Here is a 17,876-nt window from a genome sequence, read left to right as displayed (position 1 = left end):
GTGGGGTTTTAAGATACTTCAGTTTTTAACGCTTACATTCCATCTTCATGATGGCCTTGACAGAGATGATTGCAGGCTGACCTGTAGTGTGGTCTTTAACTTGCAGCATCTTGTTAACCATCGTTTTTTCAGCAGCCGCCATGATTTCAGCGATTGCCTTATTGGCATCAGCTGCAACATAGTCATATTTTTCATCGGCAAAGGTAGAAATAATAATGATAGAGCTTGTAGCTGCTGGAGTAGATTCTTCAACTTTAGGTTGAGGTTCCCTAATTTGTGGCTTTGGCTCAGCTCGCTTGATGAACTTGATCGCTGGCTTCTTAGGTTCAGTTACTTCAGCTTTTTGCTTTTCTTTATTTTCAGCTTTTTCAATTACTTCATGTAGCGACTTATTAACCGGAATTTCACGCTTAGTGACCACACCAGTCTTATTTGGTAAAAGATCTTGCACAGTTTTACGTGCTTTAAATAAATCAAACACCTTTGGACCATAAATATTGATAGAGCAATGCAGTCCGTTTAGTGGGAAAAACTCTTCTTGCCGGATTCTCGTATCGACTTCGCTACGATCCACGCCAGTCTTTTTCACGATATCATCCGTAGTATAAATCGGATACATCTGCTTTAAATGTTCAATCGTCGTACTATCTTGGGCACCGATAACCTGTCTAAGCAAGTTCCAGGCATTGCTATTGTAACGTTTGGTTAGTCCATTGCTGGTAACCGGTTTGATCAAGCCTTGCTTTCTTGCGTTGGCAACCAATTTTTGATCGATACTTAAATTGTTGGCTAATTCAAGCTCAGTTAAATTGGAAGTAGGGCGAATTGAATCGATCTCATGATCGATCTCTTCAGTATGGATCTGCTTAGCCAAAGCCCAGTTTTGGTAGTTGGCGATGTAAGTCGATTCGCCTTCTTCTGGGTGGCGCCACATAATGTAGCCCAAAAAAGCATTTGGGTTAGATGGAAGCGGGATAAAATCATGCTCTGTAAGCAATTCAAAGTTGGTTACCATATTGAACGAATTGCTGTTATTTGGTGCAGCTTCGCTATAGAAGCTGATTTGATCATCAGTGCGCAATTCACCTAGCTTCTTAATGTCGCCCACATAAGGCAAGGAATATCTAGCAAAGACCAAGCGACCGCTATCAACGACCTTGATGTCTTTAACCTCTAATTGCGGCATCTTGTGGGCGATGTTTGGAATCTTTACTGCATGGCTACGAACAACTGTAGCAGTGTATTTTTGCTTATTTTTGTCAATTAGTGGCAAAACGTCGTCAGATTCGCCTTGTTGCAGATTTTGCAGACGCTGCTGGAACTTTTCATACCGACTTGGTTGGAACTTAGCATCGACATGCGCACCTGTTGAAGCAAATTCAGCGAGATCTTTATTTATAAAGTTTTCACTATAATTCTTCTTCGTCAGATTATTGTTGCTTAGTTCAACCACCCAAGAATCTTGTCTATCATAGGTGCTGACCAATGTTTCGGCTCTATTGGTACCGATGAACATGCCGGCTTTTTTAATATAGGTGGCGGCTAAGCCATATTTGCCCTGACCATATTGTTTAACCTGACTGATACCTTCAATGTAGTCGCCGATTGCCAACTGTTGGTTATGATGTTCAATGTATTTGATATTTTCAATATTCAGCCAAGCATGGTAGTCGAGAATTTCCACCTTATCTGAGTAGCAGGAGATTTTATCGATCAACAATGAGCCATTGAGATTGGTTTTATTCGGCAAAGTTACATCCCCCAAGACACCGATCCATTTGATCCAAGTGCCGGAGTCAAAGTAAGGCTTTAAGCGAATGTGGATGGAGTTGGGATGCATATATTTATTGAGCTGTTCATCGATGACTTTATTGCGTTCGATATTAAAGGCCGATGCCTTATTTGCTGTTTTTAAATCATTTATTTTTACATAGCTAATATTTAATTGATCGTCTTTAACGTGATTCTTCGAAAGCTTATGCCTATTTTGGTGCAAGAGCTTTTTTAAATTTTCTGGTTTCATAAAAATGCCTTCAATCTACATCTATATTAATAATATTGTCTTTTATTGGTACAAGCTGATCGCCTTCTTTTCCCTTTAATTCCTATTATAGTTGAATAAAAAATGTATAGAAAAGATGATAGCTTCTGAAAAATTTGCCTGACAATTTAATCAAAATTAACCGCAGCTTAACCAAAAATTTAAAAATGTTGGACATAATGATCTCAAAAAATGGAGGATATGTTATGGGCTTTTGGACATTTTACGTGTTGCCATTATGCATTTCATTTGTGTTGATGCTCATTGGCATTCATTTACTCAAAGATCGAGCAAAAATTGGCGCATATTTGTTGGTGTACTTTTTAGCAGGAATTAATTGTGTGATTGCCGGCATTTTTGGTGTGTCTTATATTTATGCCTTTGTGCTTGAATTAGTTACGCCAAGTTCGCTTACTAAGTATGGTTGGATGGTATTTTGGAATGATAATGTGATCTTTGTCATTGCCACGGTGGTTTTGATTGCGATTAATGTGCTAATTTGGCGTCGGAGCAGGAAAATGCAGTTGAAAATTAGATAAAATATTTGCCATGAGAGCGGCTTTAGATGATAAGATAAAACCTGTTGAAAAAATTTTTTGAGGTGAAGAGAATGACATTACCATTTAAAGCAGTCGCAGTTGACATGGATGGTACCTTTTTGGATGATCGTAAGCAATTTGATCATGAACGATTCGACCAACTTTTAACTGAATTTGAAAAGCGTGGAGTACACTTTATCGTTGCTTCAGGCAGACCTTATGTACGTTTAAAGCAAGACTTCAAGGGTTTTGCCGATAGAATGGATTTTGTAACTTTAAACGGTTCCCGCTTGATCATTAAGGGTAAGGATGCCGCAAGCTACCCAATGGACAGACAAGATGTCTTAGAATTGCTCGATGACGTTCCAGCTAAATATGGCAAGATGGCAACCATGGTCTTTGAAAAGGATATCGCTTATTTGCACAGTGAAATTGATAAAGATGAACGTGACTTCTTAGCATATTTTGCTGGTAGCAGTGCGGTAATTGATGATTGGAATGATTTGCCAGAAGAAGATATTTATCAAATTACTTTTGGCATGGACAGTAAACACGCTGCTGATGTTGAAGAAGCGTTTAATAAGAATCGTGATAATAAGATTTCAGCCTTTGCTTCAGCTACTTTTGCCATCGACGTTAATGTAAAAGGTGTAAGTAAGGGCAGTGGTCTTGAACGTTTGCTTGCAAAAATGGGCATGACCGGCGATGACTTAATTGCCTTTGGTGATGGCGGCAACGATATTCCAATGCTTGATTTTGCCAAGTATTCTTATGCCATGGCTAACGGTATGGATAATGTTAAGAAGCATGCCGAGTTTATTGCTCCAGCCAACACCGAAAATGGTGTGTTTAGAGTATTGCAAAAGTACTTGGATGAAGATAAATAAAAATTATCTTGTGAAATTAAAAAAATATGATATAGTTTAATTAACTTATAGAAAAAGAGGAAAATTGCTTTATGATTCGCTTATTGAATCTCTAATACTTGATTTGTTAATTAGAAAATGAACTAGTGACACTTTATTTAGTGCGCCCATTTTTTGCAATCAGTATTAGCAGTAAACGAATCAGAGGCGATTTTTTATAAAATCGACCTTTATTTGTTGCACTGTTAATTCGAATGCGAATGACAGTGCTTTTTCTTTGCGACAAATCAGATTAGGGATGTAAAACAGTTCGTCAATTTGTTGTAAAAGTAATAACGAGGAAAAATAATGGGTCTAAAAGATTATCTTAAAACAAACTATAAGCGTGCATTTTTAGTACTGTTTTTAATCACGCTCACACAAGCTACAACTACTTTTTATACGTACTTGACTAGTCCAGAACTTAATGCAATTTCACAAAGAAAATTTGCTTTATTTATTGAATTAATTGCTGTGCAATTTGTGTTTGGTCAAATTTGCAATTCAAGTTTCAATATTGCTAATGTTCAAAATACTAAGCAAACGCAGAATCTATTTCATCAGGTGCGGCAAAATATTTCTAAACATTATTATCAGAAACCAGATAAAGTGGCAGATATGGAAAATCATTTGGGCAACGATTTACAAATGATCCAGACAAACTACTATGATGTTTATTTTTATTTTGCTTGTGATTTGATCTATGTCATTTTAACGATTGGGACTTTGTTTACCTTCCATTGGATATTGGTGGCATATAGTCTGGTGATTTCGTTTTTCGCAATTGCAGTGCCAAAGTTGCTGGAAAAATATACCAACAAAGCAACTAAAAGAGTTTCTAATAAGAATGCACAATTTCTGAATCTAATTGAAAATTGGTTCAATGGTTTGGAAGAACTTCGAAGATATAAAAATAAATCGGTTTTAAAAAAGAAAATAGGCAAATCAAGCCATCAACTTGAACAAAGTGAATATCAACGTGATAAAGCAATGATTTATGTAGAGATGGTTGCAGCCATCTTTGATGTTATGGGCCGAGTTGGCGTACCAGTCATTGCGGGAATTTTATTTTTTAATCATCAAGTGAGCTTAGGTGCAATTCTAACTGCTGGCTATTTTGCTAATGGGATCTTTTACAGTGTAAATAGTTGTGTAACTAAGTATATTCAGCTTAAGTCAACTAAGACCTTGAGAGATCAGCTAGCCAAATTGCAAAAAATTGAAGCAGATAAGAAATATGATTCGATTGATGAAATTGCCTCAATTGAAGTAAAGAATTTGTCTGTTAAATATGAGCATGGTGAGAAGATTGCTTATCCTAATTTTGTCATTAACCGTGGTGAAAAAGTTCTGCTTGTAGGCGATAGTGGTACTGGTAAGTCTACTTTATTGAAAATATTGTTAGGACAAATTAAGCCAATCAGTGGTGAAGTGATTTATAAGAATGAAAATAATAAGATCATTCATCCAGATTTTAATCAAATAGGCTATCTAGCACAGGATTTAACGATGTTTGACGCTTCGATTTTGGAGAATATCACAATGTTTGATTCCAAATTGGACGGTTGTGTTAGTTCTGCAATTGAAGCAAATGCTTTTATTCGTGATGAAGAAAAATTAAAAGAAGGTTTAGATACTGAAATTGAAGTAAAGCATAATTTGCTTTCAGGCGGACAGCAACAAAAAGTCGTCTTAATGCGGGCAATGGTTCATGAAAAGTCAATTTTATATTTAGATGAAGCAACTAGTGCGATTGATCAAAAGGGTGCGACGAAGATTTTACGTAATTTAACGCAGGGAAAAGAAACACTTTTGATGATTGCACACAACTTGAGTGAAGAGCAAAGGGCGTTGTTTGATCGTGAAATTCACTTGGAGGGTAAATAATGAGCTGGAAAGAATTGTTCAAATTAAATCCGTGGAGTTTTAGCATTGCACTTTTACTTCAAATGGCCGGTGCAGCAGGTGAAATTGGGGTAGCTTACTTTTTAACGCTGCAATTTAATGCAGTACGTAATCGCAACTTACAGATGTTTGTATTTTGGACTGTTTTGCAAATTATTTGTTATGTTTTTGTTTATCTTTTTTATAATCTTGCAGGTATTTTATGGCAAAAACATGTGCAAAGGTACCTTCATTTAATTAGACAGGAATTGACAGACCATTATTTTGAAGATGGTAAGAGTCATCATGCGGGCAGCGTGCAGAACAGAATGACTAATGATTTAACGTTGCTACACAATGATTATCTAAACTCATTTCGTTATGTGGCAGGGATGCTCGTTAGCGTGTTTAGCGTAGCCCTTACACTGTTTACATTTCAATGGAGCTTACTTCTTGTGTGTTTAATTTTTGCGGCAGTGCAGATTTATTTGCCTAAACTGATGGATAAGCAATTACAGAAAGTTACCAGTCTAGTATCTGATGCAAATAAAAAGTATCTGAAGACATTGGGTGATTGGCTCATTGGTCTTTCAGAACTGCGCAGATATTTAGCAGGACAAAAGTTGTTTGACGTGATTGCTAAGAGTTCAGGTAAATTGGAAAATGTTAACGTTGAAAAACAAAAGGTAGATCAAAAACTGGACTATTTAAATCAATTAGCTTATTCAGTTGGGGATGCATTGATTTTCCTGTTAACTGGATTTTTGGTGGTTAATAATTGGGCTGCTTTTGGTTTAATTGCAAGTATTGGTAACTTTAGTTCAGCGATGTTTGCTTCGCTTCAAGGAATAGCTGATTATGGCGGTCGAATGAAGGCAACTAAGGATTTGCGTAAGCAAATTTTACAGGCCAGGAAAAAGATCATTGATGAAAAATCAAATGACTTGAAGCAGCCAGTTGCTTTTTCAACTAAAGATTTAGCTATAAAATTTAAAAATGGTGAAGAAGTAGTTTTTCCAGATATTCAAGTTAATGCTGGTGAAAAGGTCTTACTTACTGGTGACTCTGGTTCTGGCAAGAGTACTTTATTTAAGTTGATTTTAGGCGAAGAAAAAGCCACTCGTGGTGAAATTGAATACTTTGATGAGAGTGGGAAAGTAGTTAAGCCAGATTTAGCCGAAATTGGTTATTTGCCACAATCTCCAGTGCTGTTCCCAGCGACGATTGCCGAGAATATTACGATGTTTAATGATAAACTAGAACAATTTGTTTCTGGAGCAATTAACGATGTGCAGCTAGCTAGTGACGTATCGAAGTTTCCAGATGGAATTGAAACAGAAATTGATTTGAATAAATTAAACGTTTCAGGTGGTCAAAGGCAAAAAATAGTTTTAGCTCGTAGTAAGGTTCATGATAGTAAGCTAATCTTGATTGATGAAGGAACAAGTGCAATTGACCCAGCTGCAACAATGAGAATTTTGAAACGATTAGTTAAGACCGATGCCACGATTGTGTTTATCGCACATAATTTTAATGATGAGATGCAGAAGATCTTTGATCATGAAATCTGTTTAACTAGATAAAAAAATGCCGACAATCAATGCGTAAAGCAAAGATTATCGGCATTTTTCTTTGGCCTATTTTTTGCAACAAAAAAGCAACGCCCACAAGCGTTGCTACTTTAGTGATCTGGGTGAGATTCGAACCCACGACCCACAGTTTAGAAGACTGTTGCTCTATCCAGCTGAGCTACCAGACCATCTGTATGTTTGTATGTCCTCAACAGAACATAAACTATTATAGGGAATACCCATTTAAAATGCAAGGAATATTTTGAAAAAAATTATTTTTTTATTTTAAAGCAAGTATAATTAAAGTGTGATCAATAAATAATAGAAAAGAGAAGCATTATGGAACTTTCACAGAGACTTAAAAAGTTTGTCACAGAGTATCGTGCGGGATGCAAAAAGAGCGACGACGAACGTGACAAAGATTTGCCACATGATATTCCCGAGGTTGAACGGATCGATGACTTATCATACGGCCCAGACAAATGGCATACCTTAGATGTTTATCTGCCTAAAAAGACTGATGAGCCATTTCCTGTTATCATCAATATCCACGGTGGTGGTTGGGTTTACGGCACCAAAGAAACTTACCAATATTACGGCATGAATCTGGCTAAGCATGGTTTTGCCTTCATTAACCCTAACTACCGCCTTGCCCCAGAAGACGCCGAATTTCCTGATGAATTGGACGATATCGACCGCTACATGCACTGGGTTGATGATCACGCAGAAGAATATCGTTTAGATAGAAACAATGTCTTCATCGTTGGTGATAGTGCTGGTGGCCAAATGGCTGAGCAATATGTCACGATTTTGACTAATCCAGACTATGCCAAATTGTTCCCATACAAGCCGCTTAACTTAAAGTTTAGAGCAGTTGGACTTAACTGTGCTGCTTCATTTGTTTTAACTCCCGAAAGTCTTGATGGTCTTGAGAGTCTTTACTTCACTCCTAAAGCAGTTGATAAGTATCACGAACAACTTGACGTTGAAAAGTATATTAACTCTAATTTCTTGCCAACATTCTTAATTACTTCAAATAATGATTTCTTGCATGATATGCAGTTTACTTTATTTGGCTTCTTATTAGGTCGCGGCGTGCATGCAATTTGTAAATCATATGGCGATAAAGATCATCCTCGTGGCCATGTCTTTTTCGTAAGTCAAAAGGATGAATTAGCCGATATTGCTAACGATGAAGAACTTGAATTCTTTAGAGAACACATGAAGAAGGATTAATATGATTAAATTTTATGGTTATAAACGTTGTTCTACTTCAAAGAAAGCACAAAAGTGGTTAGACGATCATGGCGTAAAGTATGAGTTCCAAGATTTAGTTGAACAGCCACCTAAAAAAGAAGACTTGATTAAGTGGATGACTAAGTATCAAGATCGCGGTTTAAGATACTTTTTCAATACATCTGGTCAACATTACCGCCAGCAGAAATTAAAGGACAAAATTCCTGATATGACGATTGAAGAAGCTGCCGAGATGATGTCCAAAGATGGCAAACTGATTAAGCGTCCGCTTGTTGTCGGCGATGATCATTTAACTTGTGGTTTTAGAGAAAATATTTATGAAGAAACTTGGCTGTAAAGCTTTTAGCCTTGTATGATACAAAATTATGACAAAGATTAAGCTAACCTTACATCTAGAGCGAATCTATTGACTAAAATCTCAAACGAGCTTATCCTAAATTTGATTTCGTATTACTAGGAAGATCAACAAGTGTGAATTTGAATTTTTTCACATAGTGGAGGACGAGAAGATTGACTACAACCAAAAAATTAATTATTAAATTGGCATGTGCAACCGTATTAGAAACTGCAGGAGTGGCAGTAACTCAAATTAATCGACCACAAATTACTGTTCAAGCATCAACTACATCTGTTGCAGCACGTTCACTTGGTGTGGACGTTGCCAGTTACCAAAATGCTGACTTATCAAGTCATGCTCAAGTAGGTGCACAGTTTGCTATCGTTAAGGTAAGTGAAGGTACTTCATACCGTAACCCTAAGGCTTCAAGCCAAATTTCTACAGCTATTTCTAACAATATGATGCCAATGGCATACCACTTTGCTACTTTTAGTTCTAACTCAAGTGCTGCTGTAGCAGAAGCAAACTATGCTGTTAAGGCAGCGCAAGCATTTGGTTTACCAAAGGGTTCATATATTGCTTGTGACTATGAAACTGGCCAAGGCAACAACATTTATGGTGGTAAGACGCCAACTGCTAACGCAATCATTGCATTCATGGACACAATCAAGGCAGCTGGTTACCAACCACTTCTTTACGCAAGTTCATCAGTTTTGCAAAACAACATTGATACCAGCAGCGTAATTGGTGAGTACCCTAACTCATTATGGGTAGCTTCATATGCTATTTCAGGTAGAATTGATAATCCTAACTTTAATTACTTCCCATCAATGGACGGTGTATCAATTTGGCAATTTACTGATAACTGGCGCGGACTAAGCGTTGATGGTAACGTTGCTGTTCTTCCATTATCAATTAACGGTAATGTAACTTCTAACAACGGTGCTGTTTCACAAGCTCCTTCAAGCAGTAATTCAAATACTACTAATAACTCAAATTCTTCATCTACTGACAATAAGACTGATTCAACTCCAACCGAACCAGTAACTTCTGCTTACGTAATGAAGAAGGCCTACATTTACAACAAGAAGGGTGAACGTCAAAGCGGCTACTACGCAGCTTACTACGGCATTCAATACTACGGCTCAACTGTAACTTTGGATAATGGCAAGACTGCTCTTAAGGTTGGCAATGACCGTTATGTAATGGCAAGCAACGTTTTAGGTAACTCACGTGTTATGAGACGCAATGCTTATATCTACAACCACGCAGGAAGACGTGCGAACTGGAGAGTTTTGAGGAAAGGTACTCCAGTTAAGACTTACGGTTCACGCTTTAACATTAACGGTAAGTACTACTACCGTATTGGTAAGGGCTTATACGTTAAGTCAGCTAATTTCTAAAAAAAGATAAGTATCTATTTAGCGCGAGTGAATATGCGCGCGCTTTTTTTGTATAATAAAAGTACCTAAGAAACGCTTAGGTATTTTTTTAATTAAGGTGAAATAAATTTTGAAAAAATTAGCAACATTAGTTTTGCTTAGCTTGGCATTCGCGTTGACGGGATGCACGATGAATAAAAATAATACTAATTCAGATTCATCAGTAAAAACAGTTAAGCGAAATAAAACAAGGGAGAGCTTGCCCCAAAAGAAATATCAAGTATTGGAGCAAGATTGGAATATCAATCAAGATGGCATCAATATATATGGTCGATTGTACTTGCCCAAGAATTTACCAGGTAAGAAAAGGGCGGTCATTTTATCGCACGGCTTAGCTGGCAACTACCGTGATGTAACTAAATATGCACAATATTTGGCAGGTCAGGGTTATGTCGCTTATGCTTTTGATTATCCTGGTGGTGCCAAAAATGGCTGCAGCACAGGCGTTGGTCAATTGAATATGTCGATTTTTACGGAGGAGCAAAATCTAAAGACAGTTTTAAATGCAGTTAGAAATAGAAGCGATGTTGATCGCAATCAGGTATCGCTGTTAGGTGAAAGCCAGGGCGGGGCCGTTTCCGCGATGCTTGCTTCTAAATATCCAAAAGAAGTTAAGTCATTAATTTTGCTTTACCCTGCATTTTCAATTACTGATTATGCGCAGGTTGCCTTTAAATCAATTAATCGCGTGCCTGATACGTTGAATCTGTTTGGTTTTACAGTGGGTAAGAATTACTTTGCTAAACTGTTTAATTATGACTTGTTAAAATCTGCCACTAAATACAATGGTCCTGTACTGATCATGCATGGTACAGACGATATCATTGTGCCTGAAACATATTCAGAGAAGGCTAATAAGAAGTTTAAGCATTCGAAATTATATATTTTCAAGCATGCTGGTCATGATTTTAAGGGTAAATATGTGACGCGTGCTAACCGCTTGATTACCGATTTTTTGAAGAAAAATTGAGGATAGATATGAAAAAGGAGGTTCTTAGTTTACTGGCTTTTTTGGGCGTGTTGAGTTTATTTGCTGTTTTTACGCAAACTGCCAGAGCAGACGTCATTATGATATTACAGATATGAATGTCACAGCTAAAGTCAATCGTGATGGCTCTTTAACGATGCACCGCAAGATTGATTATGAAATTGATAGCGATGCTCATGGCGTTTTTTATCAGCAAAATTTAACAAAAAAGCAGAATTTGACTGGGGTTAAGGTCAAGGTTGATGGGCAAAATGTTGTGCCCTCGAATAGTGGTAAAAATAATACTTATCAATTAACGCGATATGGTAAGTCATACCGGTTTAAGGTTTTTCATCGCATTGATGAGGATGACAATGTTAAAGTTGAATATTCCTACAAAATTTTAAATGCAATCACTAACTATAAAGATACGGCTGAACTTAATTTTGATTTGAAAACTGATAAGTATCGTAATCGCTTCTTTGATGCATATGGTCGAGATAAAGTAGATGAATCAAAGCTCGAAATTCTAGCTGCAGCCGAAGTTTTTGGTTAATTTTCTGCTATAATTGAAGCAAATTCATAAAGATAGGGAGTTGAATATTATGCCATTTGTACATATTGAATTAATTAAAGGGCGTTCAGACGAACAAATCACTAATTTGATGAAGGACGTTACCGAAGCAGTTCACAAGAATACTGGTGCTCCTAAGGAACACATCCACGTAATCATCAATGAATTAGGTAAGCATTCATACGGCCAAGGCGGCGAATGGAGAGCCTAAACAAAAAATGATCTTCTATTTTGGTAGAAGATCATTTTTCTTTGCTTATTTTTGTTTAACTTAATTTAACAGTCCAACCATATTTGTCTTCAAGATCGCCAAATTGAATGCCAGTTAAAGTATCATAAAGTTTTTGGGTGATCGGACCAGCTTCAGTTTCACTACCAAAGACGTACTTTTTACCTTGATAAGTGAGTGAGCCGACTGGTGAAATTACAGCAGCTGTCCCCATTTCGCCAGCTTCTGCGAAGCGATCGACGTCCTCGATTGGAATCTTAGTTTCGACTGGATCAAGATCTAAGTCTTTAGCAATCTTTAAGATGGAGCGTTTGGTAATTGAAGGTAAAATTGAGTCTGATTTTGGTGTTTGGAATTGGCCATCTTTAGTAATGCCATAGAAGTTCGCACCGCCGAATTCATCGATATATTTGTGATCTTTTGGATCAAGGTAAAGGGCATCGGCAAAACCATTCTTTTTGGCAATCAATGATGGCATCAAGCTGCTGGTGTAGTTGGCAGTTTTTGCTTGTCCAGTACCAAATGGTGCAGCACGATCGTAGTCGCTGACCTCATATGGCATTGGTTTCAAACCTTTAATATAGGCGCCAACGGGAGTGGCATAAATTCTGAATTGATAAGTTTCAGAAGGTGAAACGCCGACAATTGGCTGAGTTCCCATCATAAATGGACGAAGGTACAGCGTACCACCTGAGCCGTAAGGAGGAACGAAATCTTGGTTGGCTAAAACGACTTCTTTAACTGCTTTAATGAATTCATCTTCTGGATAAGGTTCCATCAAAAGACGCTTAGCAGAATTTGCCATTCTTTTGGCATTTTGGTCAGGTCTAAATAAGTTAATGCCGCCATCTTTTCTGCGGTAGGCCTTTAAACCTTCAAAGATTTCCTGACCGTAGTGGAGTTCTTCAGCTGCTTCATTAAAAGTGATAGTAGAGTCTTGCGTCAAATGACCGCCTTGCCATTTACCATCTTTAAATTCATCTACCCAGCGATAGGGTAAGTCATGATATTTGAAGCCAAGCTTGTTCCAATCCAAGTCTTCTGGACGAGTTTTAGTCATAAAAATGCCTCCTTATATTTTTAAAGTGTTTTTTCGATAAATTATAGTTAGATTAAGCTTAAAATACAACTGATAACTTTATGTTTTAATTTTAATTATTAAAAGTAAGCATATAATAGATAGGATGTATATTTGGAAAAAGTGGTGAAACTATGTACGATTATCGAAATAATATCAAAATTATTTTAAATAAAACTGACGCAGATGATAAAAGCTTAGCCAATAGTTTAAACGCAATTAAGGCAATTCTTGCTATGGCAGAAGGTGGCACAGCTGAAAAAGCGGCACCTAAAAAGGAAACTCCTAAGCCTAAGAAGATGGCTAACACACAATCAATCGCACAAAGAAACGCAGATGTAAAGCAATTTAAGCAATTATTGATGGGCTTGACTGAATTAATTGAAACACCTGGTGATGAGGCTGCTAAGAAGAAGTCACTTGAAGCCTTGCACAAGATTACTTTTGTTCCTGGCGTGGGCAAACGTTATGGTAATGTACTCGGCAAACTTGACCAGGCCATTCAAAAGTCTAAGACTACAACAGAAGCAGTTAACAAGAAAATCTTTGAAGACGCCTTAAAGCCTAAGGAACAACCTAAGCGTGACTATCGTAAGGGAAGACGTTACACAGTTATTCGGACTCTTTCGGGATGCAATTTGATTAATGATAATGGTCAAATTGTTTTTAGAATCAAGGAATCACAAATTCACTCCTTGAACTTAAAGAGTGGCGATATTGTCGAAGCCTTAGAAGATAAGGACAATCCAAACTATGAAGCAGAAGTGTTGCGTGTGGTTGGTTATCGCAAATTGCGCACACGTGACTACGATCCAATTGAAGAGTTCCGTTATGCGGTAGTTCAAGGAAAGACTGGCCAGTTAGCAATTACGCGCAATATTAAGGGTGAAAAACTGCGCATTCGCGGCAAAGAAGTAACTATTCCGGTTGACTCTAGTTATTATCAAGGCGAAAATATTCACCTCGAAGATGGTTCGATTGTAGATCTTGCCTGGTACACAGGGGATGTGAGAATTAAGAAGAATCCAAGTGATGCCGTTCAAATTCGCTGGATTTATCAAGTAGATCCGCCAAAGAAGTCTGATTTATCTTATAAGAAGAAAGACAAATCCAAGAAGGATAACGCGGAAGAATTAACCAAGCTGGACATGAATCTGCACTATCAAAGAGTCGGCATTGCGGTTGGTGACAACCAAAATGAAGGTATTCTCGAAGGCATCGTTACTAGATACAATGGTATTCCTATTCCAATTGATGCTTTTGAAGGCAAAAAGAAGATCATGGAGCGACAAATCAAGGATCTTGATATCGTGATCCTGATGACCGCATATGCCGCTCACGATGCAACTTGGAACATCCAAGAATTTGCCTCAAAATATGGCGTGAAATTTGCTGTTTCTTCATCTAAAGGATATCGTTCTTTTGAACGTGCACTTTATCGGGCTGAAAATGGCTTGCCAGCTTATGAAGGAACACAATCCATTGAATATAAAGAAGCAGAGACTAAGTAATTTATAGTAAATTATTGCTATCCGCTGAAAACCGTTGTATTATATAAGAGTTGTATTTGTGGGGACCTCCACATCTGCAACCGCACGGCTCGGGGTTAGAAGTCTTCTTGAGTAAGAAGCACCTCAGTTCGGCGAGTCTAAGTATTTTTTCGGAGGTGTACAAATGTACGCAATTATTAAGACCGGTGGTAAGCAATACAAAGTTGCAGAAGGCGACAGCGTATTTGTAGAAAAGCTTGATGCTGAAGAAGGCAGCAAAGTAACCTTTGACGAAGTTATCCTTGTAGCTAATGGTGACGACGTTAAAGTTGGTACTCCATTAGTAGATGGTGCTAAGGTAACTGCTAAAGTTGAAAAGCAAGGTAAGGAAAAGAAAGTTGTAACTTTCAAGTACAAGCCTAAGAAGCACTCACACAGCAAGTATGGTCACCGTCAACCTTACACTAAGGTTACAGTTGAAAAGATTGAAGCTTAATTTTCAGAGGTGAAATGATTATGAATATTTTAGGTATGAAATTATTTGCCCACCACAAGGGTGGCGGTTCTACTGCCAACGGTCGTAACTCAGCTGGTCGTCGTTTAGGCGCTAAGGCTGGTGACGGTCAATCAATCCACGCAGGTTCAATTATTTACCGTCAACGTGGTACTAAGATTCACCCAGGCAAGAACGTAGGTCAAGGTGGAGACGACACTTTATTTGCACTTGTTAACGGCGTTGTTAAGTTTGAACGTCTTGGCAAGTTCAAGAAGCAAGTTTCTGTATACCCAGCTGAAGAAGCTAAGTAATTCAGAAGATAATTAAGAAGGCGAATGGTTAAGACCATTCGTCTTTTTTGTAACCTTTTTCAAATATTAGACTTGAAATTCTAGTATAATAGATTCAAATTATACTATGCAAAGAAGGTTCTGATTATGGAAGAAAAGCAACAATTATTGTCATTGATTAATAACCGAATTAATCATGTCACAGACTTGATTAAAGAGCACGAAGCCGATGCAATGATCATCTTTAATCAAGCTAATTATCGTTATCTCACCAATTTTACCGGTGAAGAAGCTCAACTTATTTTAACTGCCGCAGGTGAACGTACTCTTTTGTCAGATTCACGCTTTGCAGGACAAATTAAGGCCCAAGCTCCAGGTGAAATGGATGTTGTTATGAAACACTCCAGTGATTACGAAGAACTTACTAAGGCCCTTAAAAAGCTTAATGTGAAGAAAGTTTTAGTTGAAGGCGAATTTGTTTCAGCTGCTGAATTTGCTAAGTTAAAGGAACTTAATCCTGACATCGATTTTGAAATGGTTGAGGAGTTGGTTGAACGTGTCCGCAATGTTAAGGATGAATTAGAAATTGCCGCATTGCGTAAAGCAATCGATATTTCAATGGAAAGCTTTAAGGCAATTTTGCCAATGATCAAACCAGGCGTAAAAGAACGTGCAGTTGGTGCTAAACTTGATTATTTATTCAAAGTTAATGGCGGAGATGGTCCTGACTTTGATACAATTATAGCTTCTGGTGTTCGCTCAGCTTGGGCCCACGGTGTGGCCAGCGATAAAGAGATTGAAGAAGGTGACATGATTGTCATCGACTTCGGTAGTTTTTACCATGGTTATGCTGCTGATATTACGCGTACCGTTTCCTTAGGTGAAGTAGATCCTGAAATGCACAAAATTTACGATATTGTGCATGAAGCACAACGTCGCGGAATAGAAGCTGCCGTTGTCGGTAATACCGGTCATGACGTTGATAAGGCAGCACGTGATTACATCACCGAACAAGGCTATGGCGAATACTTTGGCCACGGTATTGGTCACGGAATTGGTCTAGAGATTCATGAACTTTGTCAGCCAGCTTTGCCATTTAGAACCACTAAATTAGTTAACAACATGGTCCACACTGTTGAACCAGGTATTTACTTGCCTGACAAGGGTGGGGTTAGAATCGAAGATGATATTTTGGTTCATGATCAAACTCCAGAAACGCTATCAACTTTGCCTAAAGATGAACTAATTTCTTTATAGTTGTAATTTTAATAGGTTGAAGTTATAGCCAAAACCGTTTAAGATTGGTAAGATATTATTGTAGAAATGAGGGACTTAATATATGACAATGATTTCAGTAAATGAATTCAAGAATGGCCTTACTATTCAATACAACAACGATTTATGGCGCATTGTTGAATTCCAACATGTAAAACCAGGTAAAGGTAGTGCCTTTGTTCGTTCAAAGCTTAAGAGCTTGAGAACTGGTGCTGTACAAGAATATACTTTCCGTTCAACTGCTAAGGTTGAAACTGCAGATATTCAAACTAAGTCAATGCAATACTTGTACAACGATGGTTCAAGCTACGTATTCATGGATACTTCAACTTATGACCAATTGGCAATTCCAAATGAACAAATTGGCGATGAATCCAAGTACTTGCTTGAAAACATGGTTGTTAGCGTAATTATGCACGATGGTGAAACTTTAGGTATTCAATTACCTAACACTGTTGATTTGAAGGTTGCTAAGACTGAACCTAACATCAAGGGTGATACTTCATCAGGTGGTGGTAAGCCAGCTACTATGGAAACTGGTTTGGTAGTTAACGTACCATTCTTCATTAACGAAGGCGATGTTTTAACTATTAACACCTCTGACGGTACTTACGTATCACGTGCTAATAAGTAGTTTTTTGAGGTAGCGAAATGGCAGATAGTTCAAAAATTCTCTTAAGTGGCGAAGAAAACAGCGAACAAATTAAAATTGATCCAAGTGTTTTAGAAGTTATTTTGGGTATTGCTGCTGAAAAAGTTGATGGCGTTGCAGGTATGCGCGGCAGTCTAAGATCAGGTCTTAACTGGGTTCTTGGCCGTGAAGATCATGGTAAAGGCGTTAATGTTAAGGTTGATGAAGATAACAAGTTAGTTGCTGATGTTTACGTATATCTTGAAAGTGGCATAAATGTTCCTAAAGTTGGTATGGCAATTCAAAAGCAACTTAAGGCACAATTATTGCAAATGACTGACCTTGAACTAAAGTCAATTAATGTACATGTTGTAGGTTTAGTTTTCCCAGAAGATGAAAAAGATCCTGAGGAAACTACCTCAAAGCTGTTTCCGGAGGATGAAGTAGAGAAATAATGAACCAACACGAAAGTCGCAAAGTTGCTATGCAAGCCATTTATTTGGCTAATCAAGAGCCAGATTTAAATGCTGAAGAAGTTGAAGCTAAAGTCGTTGCAGCGCTTAATTTAAAACAGCTTTCTGCCTATTCGAAGAAATTGATCGAAGGTGTGCTTGAAAATCGTGCAGATTTACAATCTGCTTTGTCAGAGCACCTAAAAAAAGGCTGGCGTCTAGAGCGTGTAAGTCAAATTGTCGTTGCTATTATGGAAGTTGCTCTTTTTGAAATCAAAAATAGCGATGAAATTGATCCTAAAGCAGCAGTAAATGAAGCTTTGAATTTATGTGACGAATTTGCTGAGCCAAAAGAAAAGCCATTTATTAATGGTATGTTAGCAAACTTTGTTTAATGGATGAATAGCCGGCAGTTTTG

At 37.7% G+C, this 17,876-nt stretch carries 19 protein-coding genes, 1 tRNA gene and 1 other annotated feature; of the genes, 17 read left to right on the top strand and 3 right to left on the bottom strand.

Going from position 1 to position 17,876, the window contains the following annotated elements; translation table 11 throughout:
- Window positions 1–25 precede the first annotated feature (25 nt).
- A complete protein-coding gene (locus LA20531_RS01970; RefSeq protein WP_056940149.1) occupies window positions 26–2,023 on the bottom strand; it encodes a hypothetical protein in 1,998 nt (665 codons plus the stop codon).
- A gap of 134 nt (window positions 2,024–2,157) precedes the next feature.
- Here LA20531_RS01970 and LA20531_RS01965 point away from each other — a divergent pair, with 134 nt between their 5' ends.
- The 4 genes from LA20531_RS01965 to LA20531_RS01950 all read left to right on the top strand — a co-directional run bounded on the left by LA20531_RS01965 (window position 2,158) and on the right by LA20531_RS01950 (window position 6,952).
- Window positions 2,158–2,580, top strand: a complete 423-nt coding sequence (locus tag LA20531_RS01965) for a hypothetical protein (RefSeq protein WP_236943777.1) — start codon at window positions 2,158–2,160, stop codon at window positions 2,578–2,580.
- Between the two features lie 71 nt (window positions 2,581–2,651).
- Window positions 2,652–3,467 (top strand): Cof-type HAD-IIB family hydrolase, encoded by an 816-nt coding sequence (locus tag LA20531_RS01960; RefSeq protein WP_056940147.1) that lies wholly within the window; start codon window positions 2,652–2,654, stop codon window positions 3,465–3,467.
- Between the two features lie 327 nt (window positions 3,468–3,794).
- Complete coding sequence (locus tag LA20531_RS01955) at window positions 3,795–5,372, top strand: ATP-binding cassette domain-containing protein (protein ID WP_056940146.1); 1,578 nt, start codon at window positions 3,795–3,797, stop codon at window positions 5,370–5,372.
- A complete protein-coding gene (locus LA20531_RS01950) occupies window positions 5,372–6,952 on the top strand; it encodes an ATP-binding cassette domain-containing protein (RefSeq protein WP_056940145.1) in 1,581 nt (526 codons plus the stop codon). The genes LA20531_RS01955 and LA20531_RS01950 overlap by 1 nt, the downstream gene beginning before the upstream one ends.
- Before the next feature lie 102 nt (window positions 6,953–7,054).
- On the opposite strand, the gene LA20531_RS01945 is transcribed toward LA20531_RS01950, so the two are convergent.
- Window positions 7,055–7,128 (bottom strand) — tRNA-Arg (locus tag LA20531_RS01945).
- A gap of 151 nt (window positions 7,129–7,279) precedes the next feature.
- Here LA20531_RS01945 and LA20531_RS01940 point away from each other — a divergent pair.
- From LA20531_RS01940 to LA20531_RS01915, 6 genes are all read left to right on the top strand, one after another.
- Window positions 7,280–8,176, top strand: coding sequence for an alpha/beta hydrolase (locus LA20531_RS01940; RefSeq protein ID WP_056940144.1), 897 nt, complete (start codon window positions 7,280–7,282; stop codon window positions 8,174–8,176).
- A gap of 1 nt (window position 8,177) precedes the next feature.
- Window positions 8,178–8,534: an arsenate reductase family protein gene (locus tag LA20531_RS01935; RefSeq protein WP_013642185.1), complete on the top strand. Its 357-nt coding sequence runs from the start codon at window positions 8,178–8,180 to the stop codon at window positions 8,532–8,534.
- 173 nt (window positions 8,535–8,707) lie between these two features.
- Window positions 8,708–9,937: a GH25 family lysozyme gene (locus tag LA20531_RS01930; protein ID WP_056940143.1), complete on the top strand. Its 1,230-nt coding sequence runs from the start codon at window positions 8,708–8,710 to the stop codon at window positions 9,935–9,937.
- 106 nt (window positions 9,938–10,043) lie between these two features.
- Entirely contained in the window at window positions 10,044–10,946 is a 903-nt protein-coding gene (locus tag LA20531_RS01925; protein WP_446197438.1) for an alpha/beta hydrolase, read from the top strand.
- A 112-nt stretch (window positions 10,947–11,058) separates the two neighbouring features.
- On the top strand, window positions 11,059–11,499 hold the full coding sequence (locus LA20531_RS01920) for a DUF2207 domain-containing protein (protein WP_056940142.1): 441 nt from the start codon (window positions 11,059–11,061) through the stop codon (window positions 11,497–11,499).
- A gap of 49 nt (window positions 11,500–11,548) precedes the next feature.
- Complete coding sequence (locus LA20531_RS01915) at window positions 11,549–11,728, top strand: 2-hydroxymuconate tautomerase (protein ID WP_003547962.1); 180 nt, start codon at window positions 11,549–11,551, stop codon at window positions 11,726–11,728.
- Window positions 11,729–11,783: 55 nt separating this feature from the next.
- On the opposite strand, the gene LA20531_RS01910 is transcribed toward LA20531_RS01915, so the two are convergent.
- Entirely contained in the window at window positions 11,784–12,806 is a 1,023-nt protein-coding gene (locus LA20531_RS01910; RefSeq protein ID WP_056940141.1) for a branched-chain amino acid aminotransferase, read from the bottom strand.
- Window positions 12,807–12,958: 152 nt separating this feature from the next.
- Between LA20531_RS01910 and LA20531_RS01905 the strand changes: the two genes are divergently transcribed.
- The 7 genes from LA20531_RS01905 to nusB all read left to right on the top strand — a co-directional run bounded on the left by LA20531_RS01905 (window position 12,959) and on the right by nusB (window position 17,853).
- A complete protein-coding gene (locus LA20531_RS01905) occupies window positions 12,959–14,335 on the top strand; it encodes a DUF2325 domain-containing protein (protein ID WP_056940140.1) in 1,377 nt (458 codons plus the stop codon).
- A gap of 68 nt (window positions 14,336–14,403) precedes the next feature.
- Window positions 14,404–14,484: a sequence feature (ribosomal protein L21 leader region), on the top strand.
- Between the two features lie 14 nt (window positions 14,485–14,498).
- A complete protein-coding gene (gene rplU / locus LA20531_RS01900) occupies window positions 14,499–14,810 on the top strand; it encodes a 50S ribosomal protein L21 (RefSeq protein WP_013438207.1) in 312 nt (103 codons plus the stop codon).
- 20 nt (window positions 14,811–14,830) lie between these two features.
- A complete protein-coding gene (gene rpmA, locus LA20531_RS01895) occupies window positions 14,831–15,121 on the top strand; it encodes a 50S ribosomal protein L27 (protein WP_013438206.1) in 291 nt (96 codons plus the stop codon).
- Window positions 15,122–15,247: 126 nt separating this feature from the next.
- Complete coding sequence (locus tag LA20531_RS01890) at window positions 15,248–16,357, top strand: M24 family metallopeptidase (protein WP_056940139.1); 1,110 nt, start codon at window positions 15,248–15,250, stop codon at window positions 16,355–16,357.
- Between the two features lie 82 nt (window positions 16,358–16,439).
- Window positions 16,440–17,009, top strand: a complete 570-nt coding sequence (efp, locus tag LA20531_RS01885; protein WP_013438204.1) for an elongation factor P — start codon at window positions 16,440–16,442, stop codon at window positions 17,007–17,009.
- 17 nt (window positions 17,010–17,026) lie between these two features.
- Window positions 17,027–17,461 (top strand): Asp23/Gls24 family envelope stress response protein, encoded by a 435-nt coding sequence (locus LA20531_RS01880; protein WP_056940138.1) that lies wholly within the window; start codon window positions 17,027–17,029, stop codon window positions 17,459–17,461.
- Window positions 17,461–17,853, top strand: a complete 393-nt coding sequence (gene nusB, locus LA20531_RS01875; protein WP_056940137.1) for a transcription antitermination factor NusB — start codon at window positions 17,461–17,463, stop codon at window positions 17,851–17,853. Before LA20531_RS01880 ends, nusB begins: the two co-directional genes overlap by 1 nt.
- Window positions 17,854–17,876: the final 23 nt, after the last annotated feature.

Origin of the sequence: Lactobacillus amylovorus DSM 20531, from assembly GCF_002706375.1 — a bacterium.
Classification (GTDB): Bacteria; Bacillota; Bacilli; order Lactobacillales; family Lactobacillaceae; genus Lactobacillus; species Lactobacillus amylovorus.
This window is presented reverse-complemented; position numbering and strand designations above follow the sequence as displayed.

Coding starts and splice junctions, on each gene's coding strand:
- LA20531_RS01905 (WP_056940140.1), top strand. CDS start 12,959: ATGTACGATTATCGAAATAATATCAAAATTATTTTAAATAAAACTGAC.
- LA20531_RS01950 (WP_056940145.1), top strand. CDS start 5,372: ATGAGCTGGAAAGAATTGTTCAAATTAAATCCGTGGAGTTTTAGCATT.
- LA20531_RS01960 (WP_056940147.1), top strand. CDS start 2,652: ATGACATTACCATTTAAAGCAGTCGCAGTTGACATGGATGGTACCTTT.
- LA20531_RS01920 (WP_056940142.1), top strand. CDS start 11,059: ATGAATGTCACAGCTAAAGTCAATCGTGATGGCTCTTTAACGATGCAC.
- LA20531_RS01940 (WP_056940144.1), top strand. CDS start 7,280: ATGGAACTTTCACAGAGACTTAAAAAGTTTGTCACAGAGTATCGTGCG.
- LA20531_RS01970 (WP_056940149.1), bottom strand. CDS start 2,023: ATGAAACCAGAAAATTTAAAAAAGCTCTTGCACCAAAATAGGCATAAG.
- LA20531_RS01955 (WP_056940146.1), top strand. CDS start 3,795: ATGGGTCTAAAAGATTATCTTAAAACAAACTATAAGCGTGCATTTTTA.
- nusB (WP_056940137.1), top strand. CDS start 17,461: ATGAACCAACACGAAAGTCGCAAAGTTGCTATGCAAGCCATTTATTTG.
- LA20531_RS01915 (WP_003547962.1), top strand. CDS start 11,549: ATGCCATTTGTACATATTGAATTAATTAAAGGGCGTTCAGACGAACAA.
- LA20531_RS01935 (WP_013642185.1), top strand. CDS start 8,178: ATGATTAAATTTTATGGTTATAAACGTTGTTCTACTTCAAAGAAAGCA.
- rplU (WP_013438207.1), top strand. CDS start 14,499: ATGTACGCAATTATTAAGACCGGTGGTAAGCAATACAAAGTTGCAGAA.
- efp (WP_013438204.1), top strand. CDS start 16,440: ATGACAATGATTTCAGTAAATGAATTCAAGAATGGCCTTACTATTCAA.
- LA20531_RS01910 (WP_056940141.1), bottom strand. CDS start 12,806: ATGACTAAAACTCGTCCAGAAGACTTGGATTGGAACAAGCTTGGCTTC.
- LA20531_RS01880 (WP_056940138.1), top strand. CDS start 17,027: ATGGCAGATAGTTCAAAAATTCTCTTAAGTGGCGAAGAAAACAGCGAA.
- LA20531_RS01890 (WP_056940139.1), top strand. CDS start 15,248: ATGGAAGAAAAGCAACAATTATTGTCATTGATTAATAACCGAATTAAT.
- rpmA (WP_013438206.1), top strand. CDS start 14,831: ATGAATATTTTAGGTATGAAATTATTTGCCCACCACAAGGGTGGCGGT.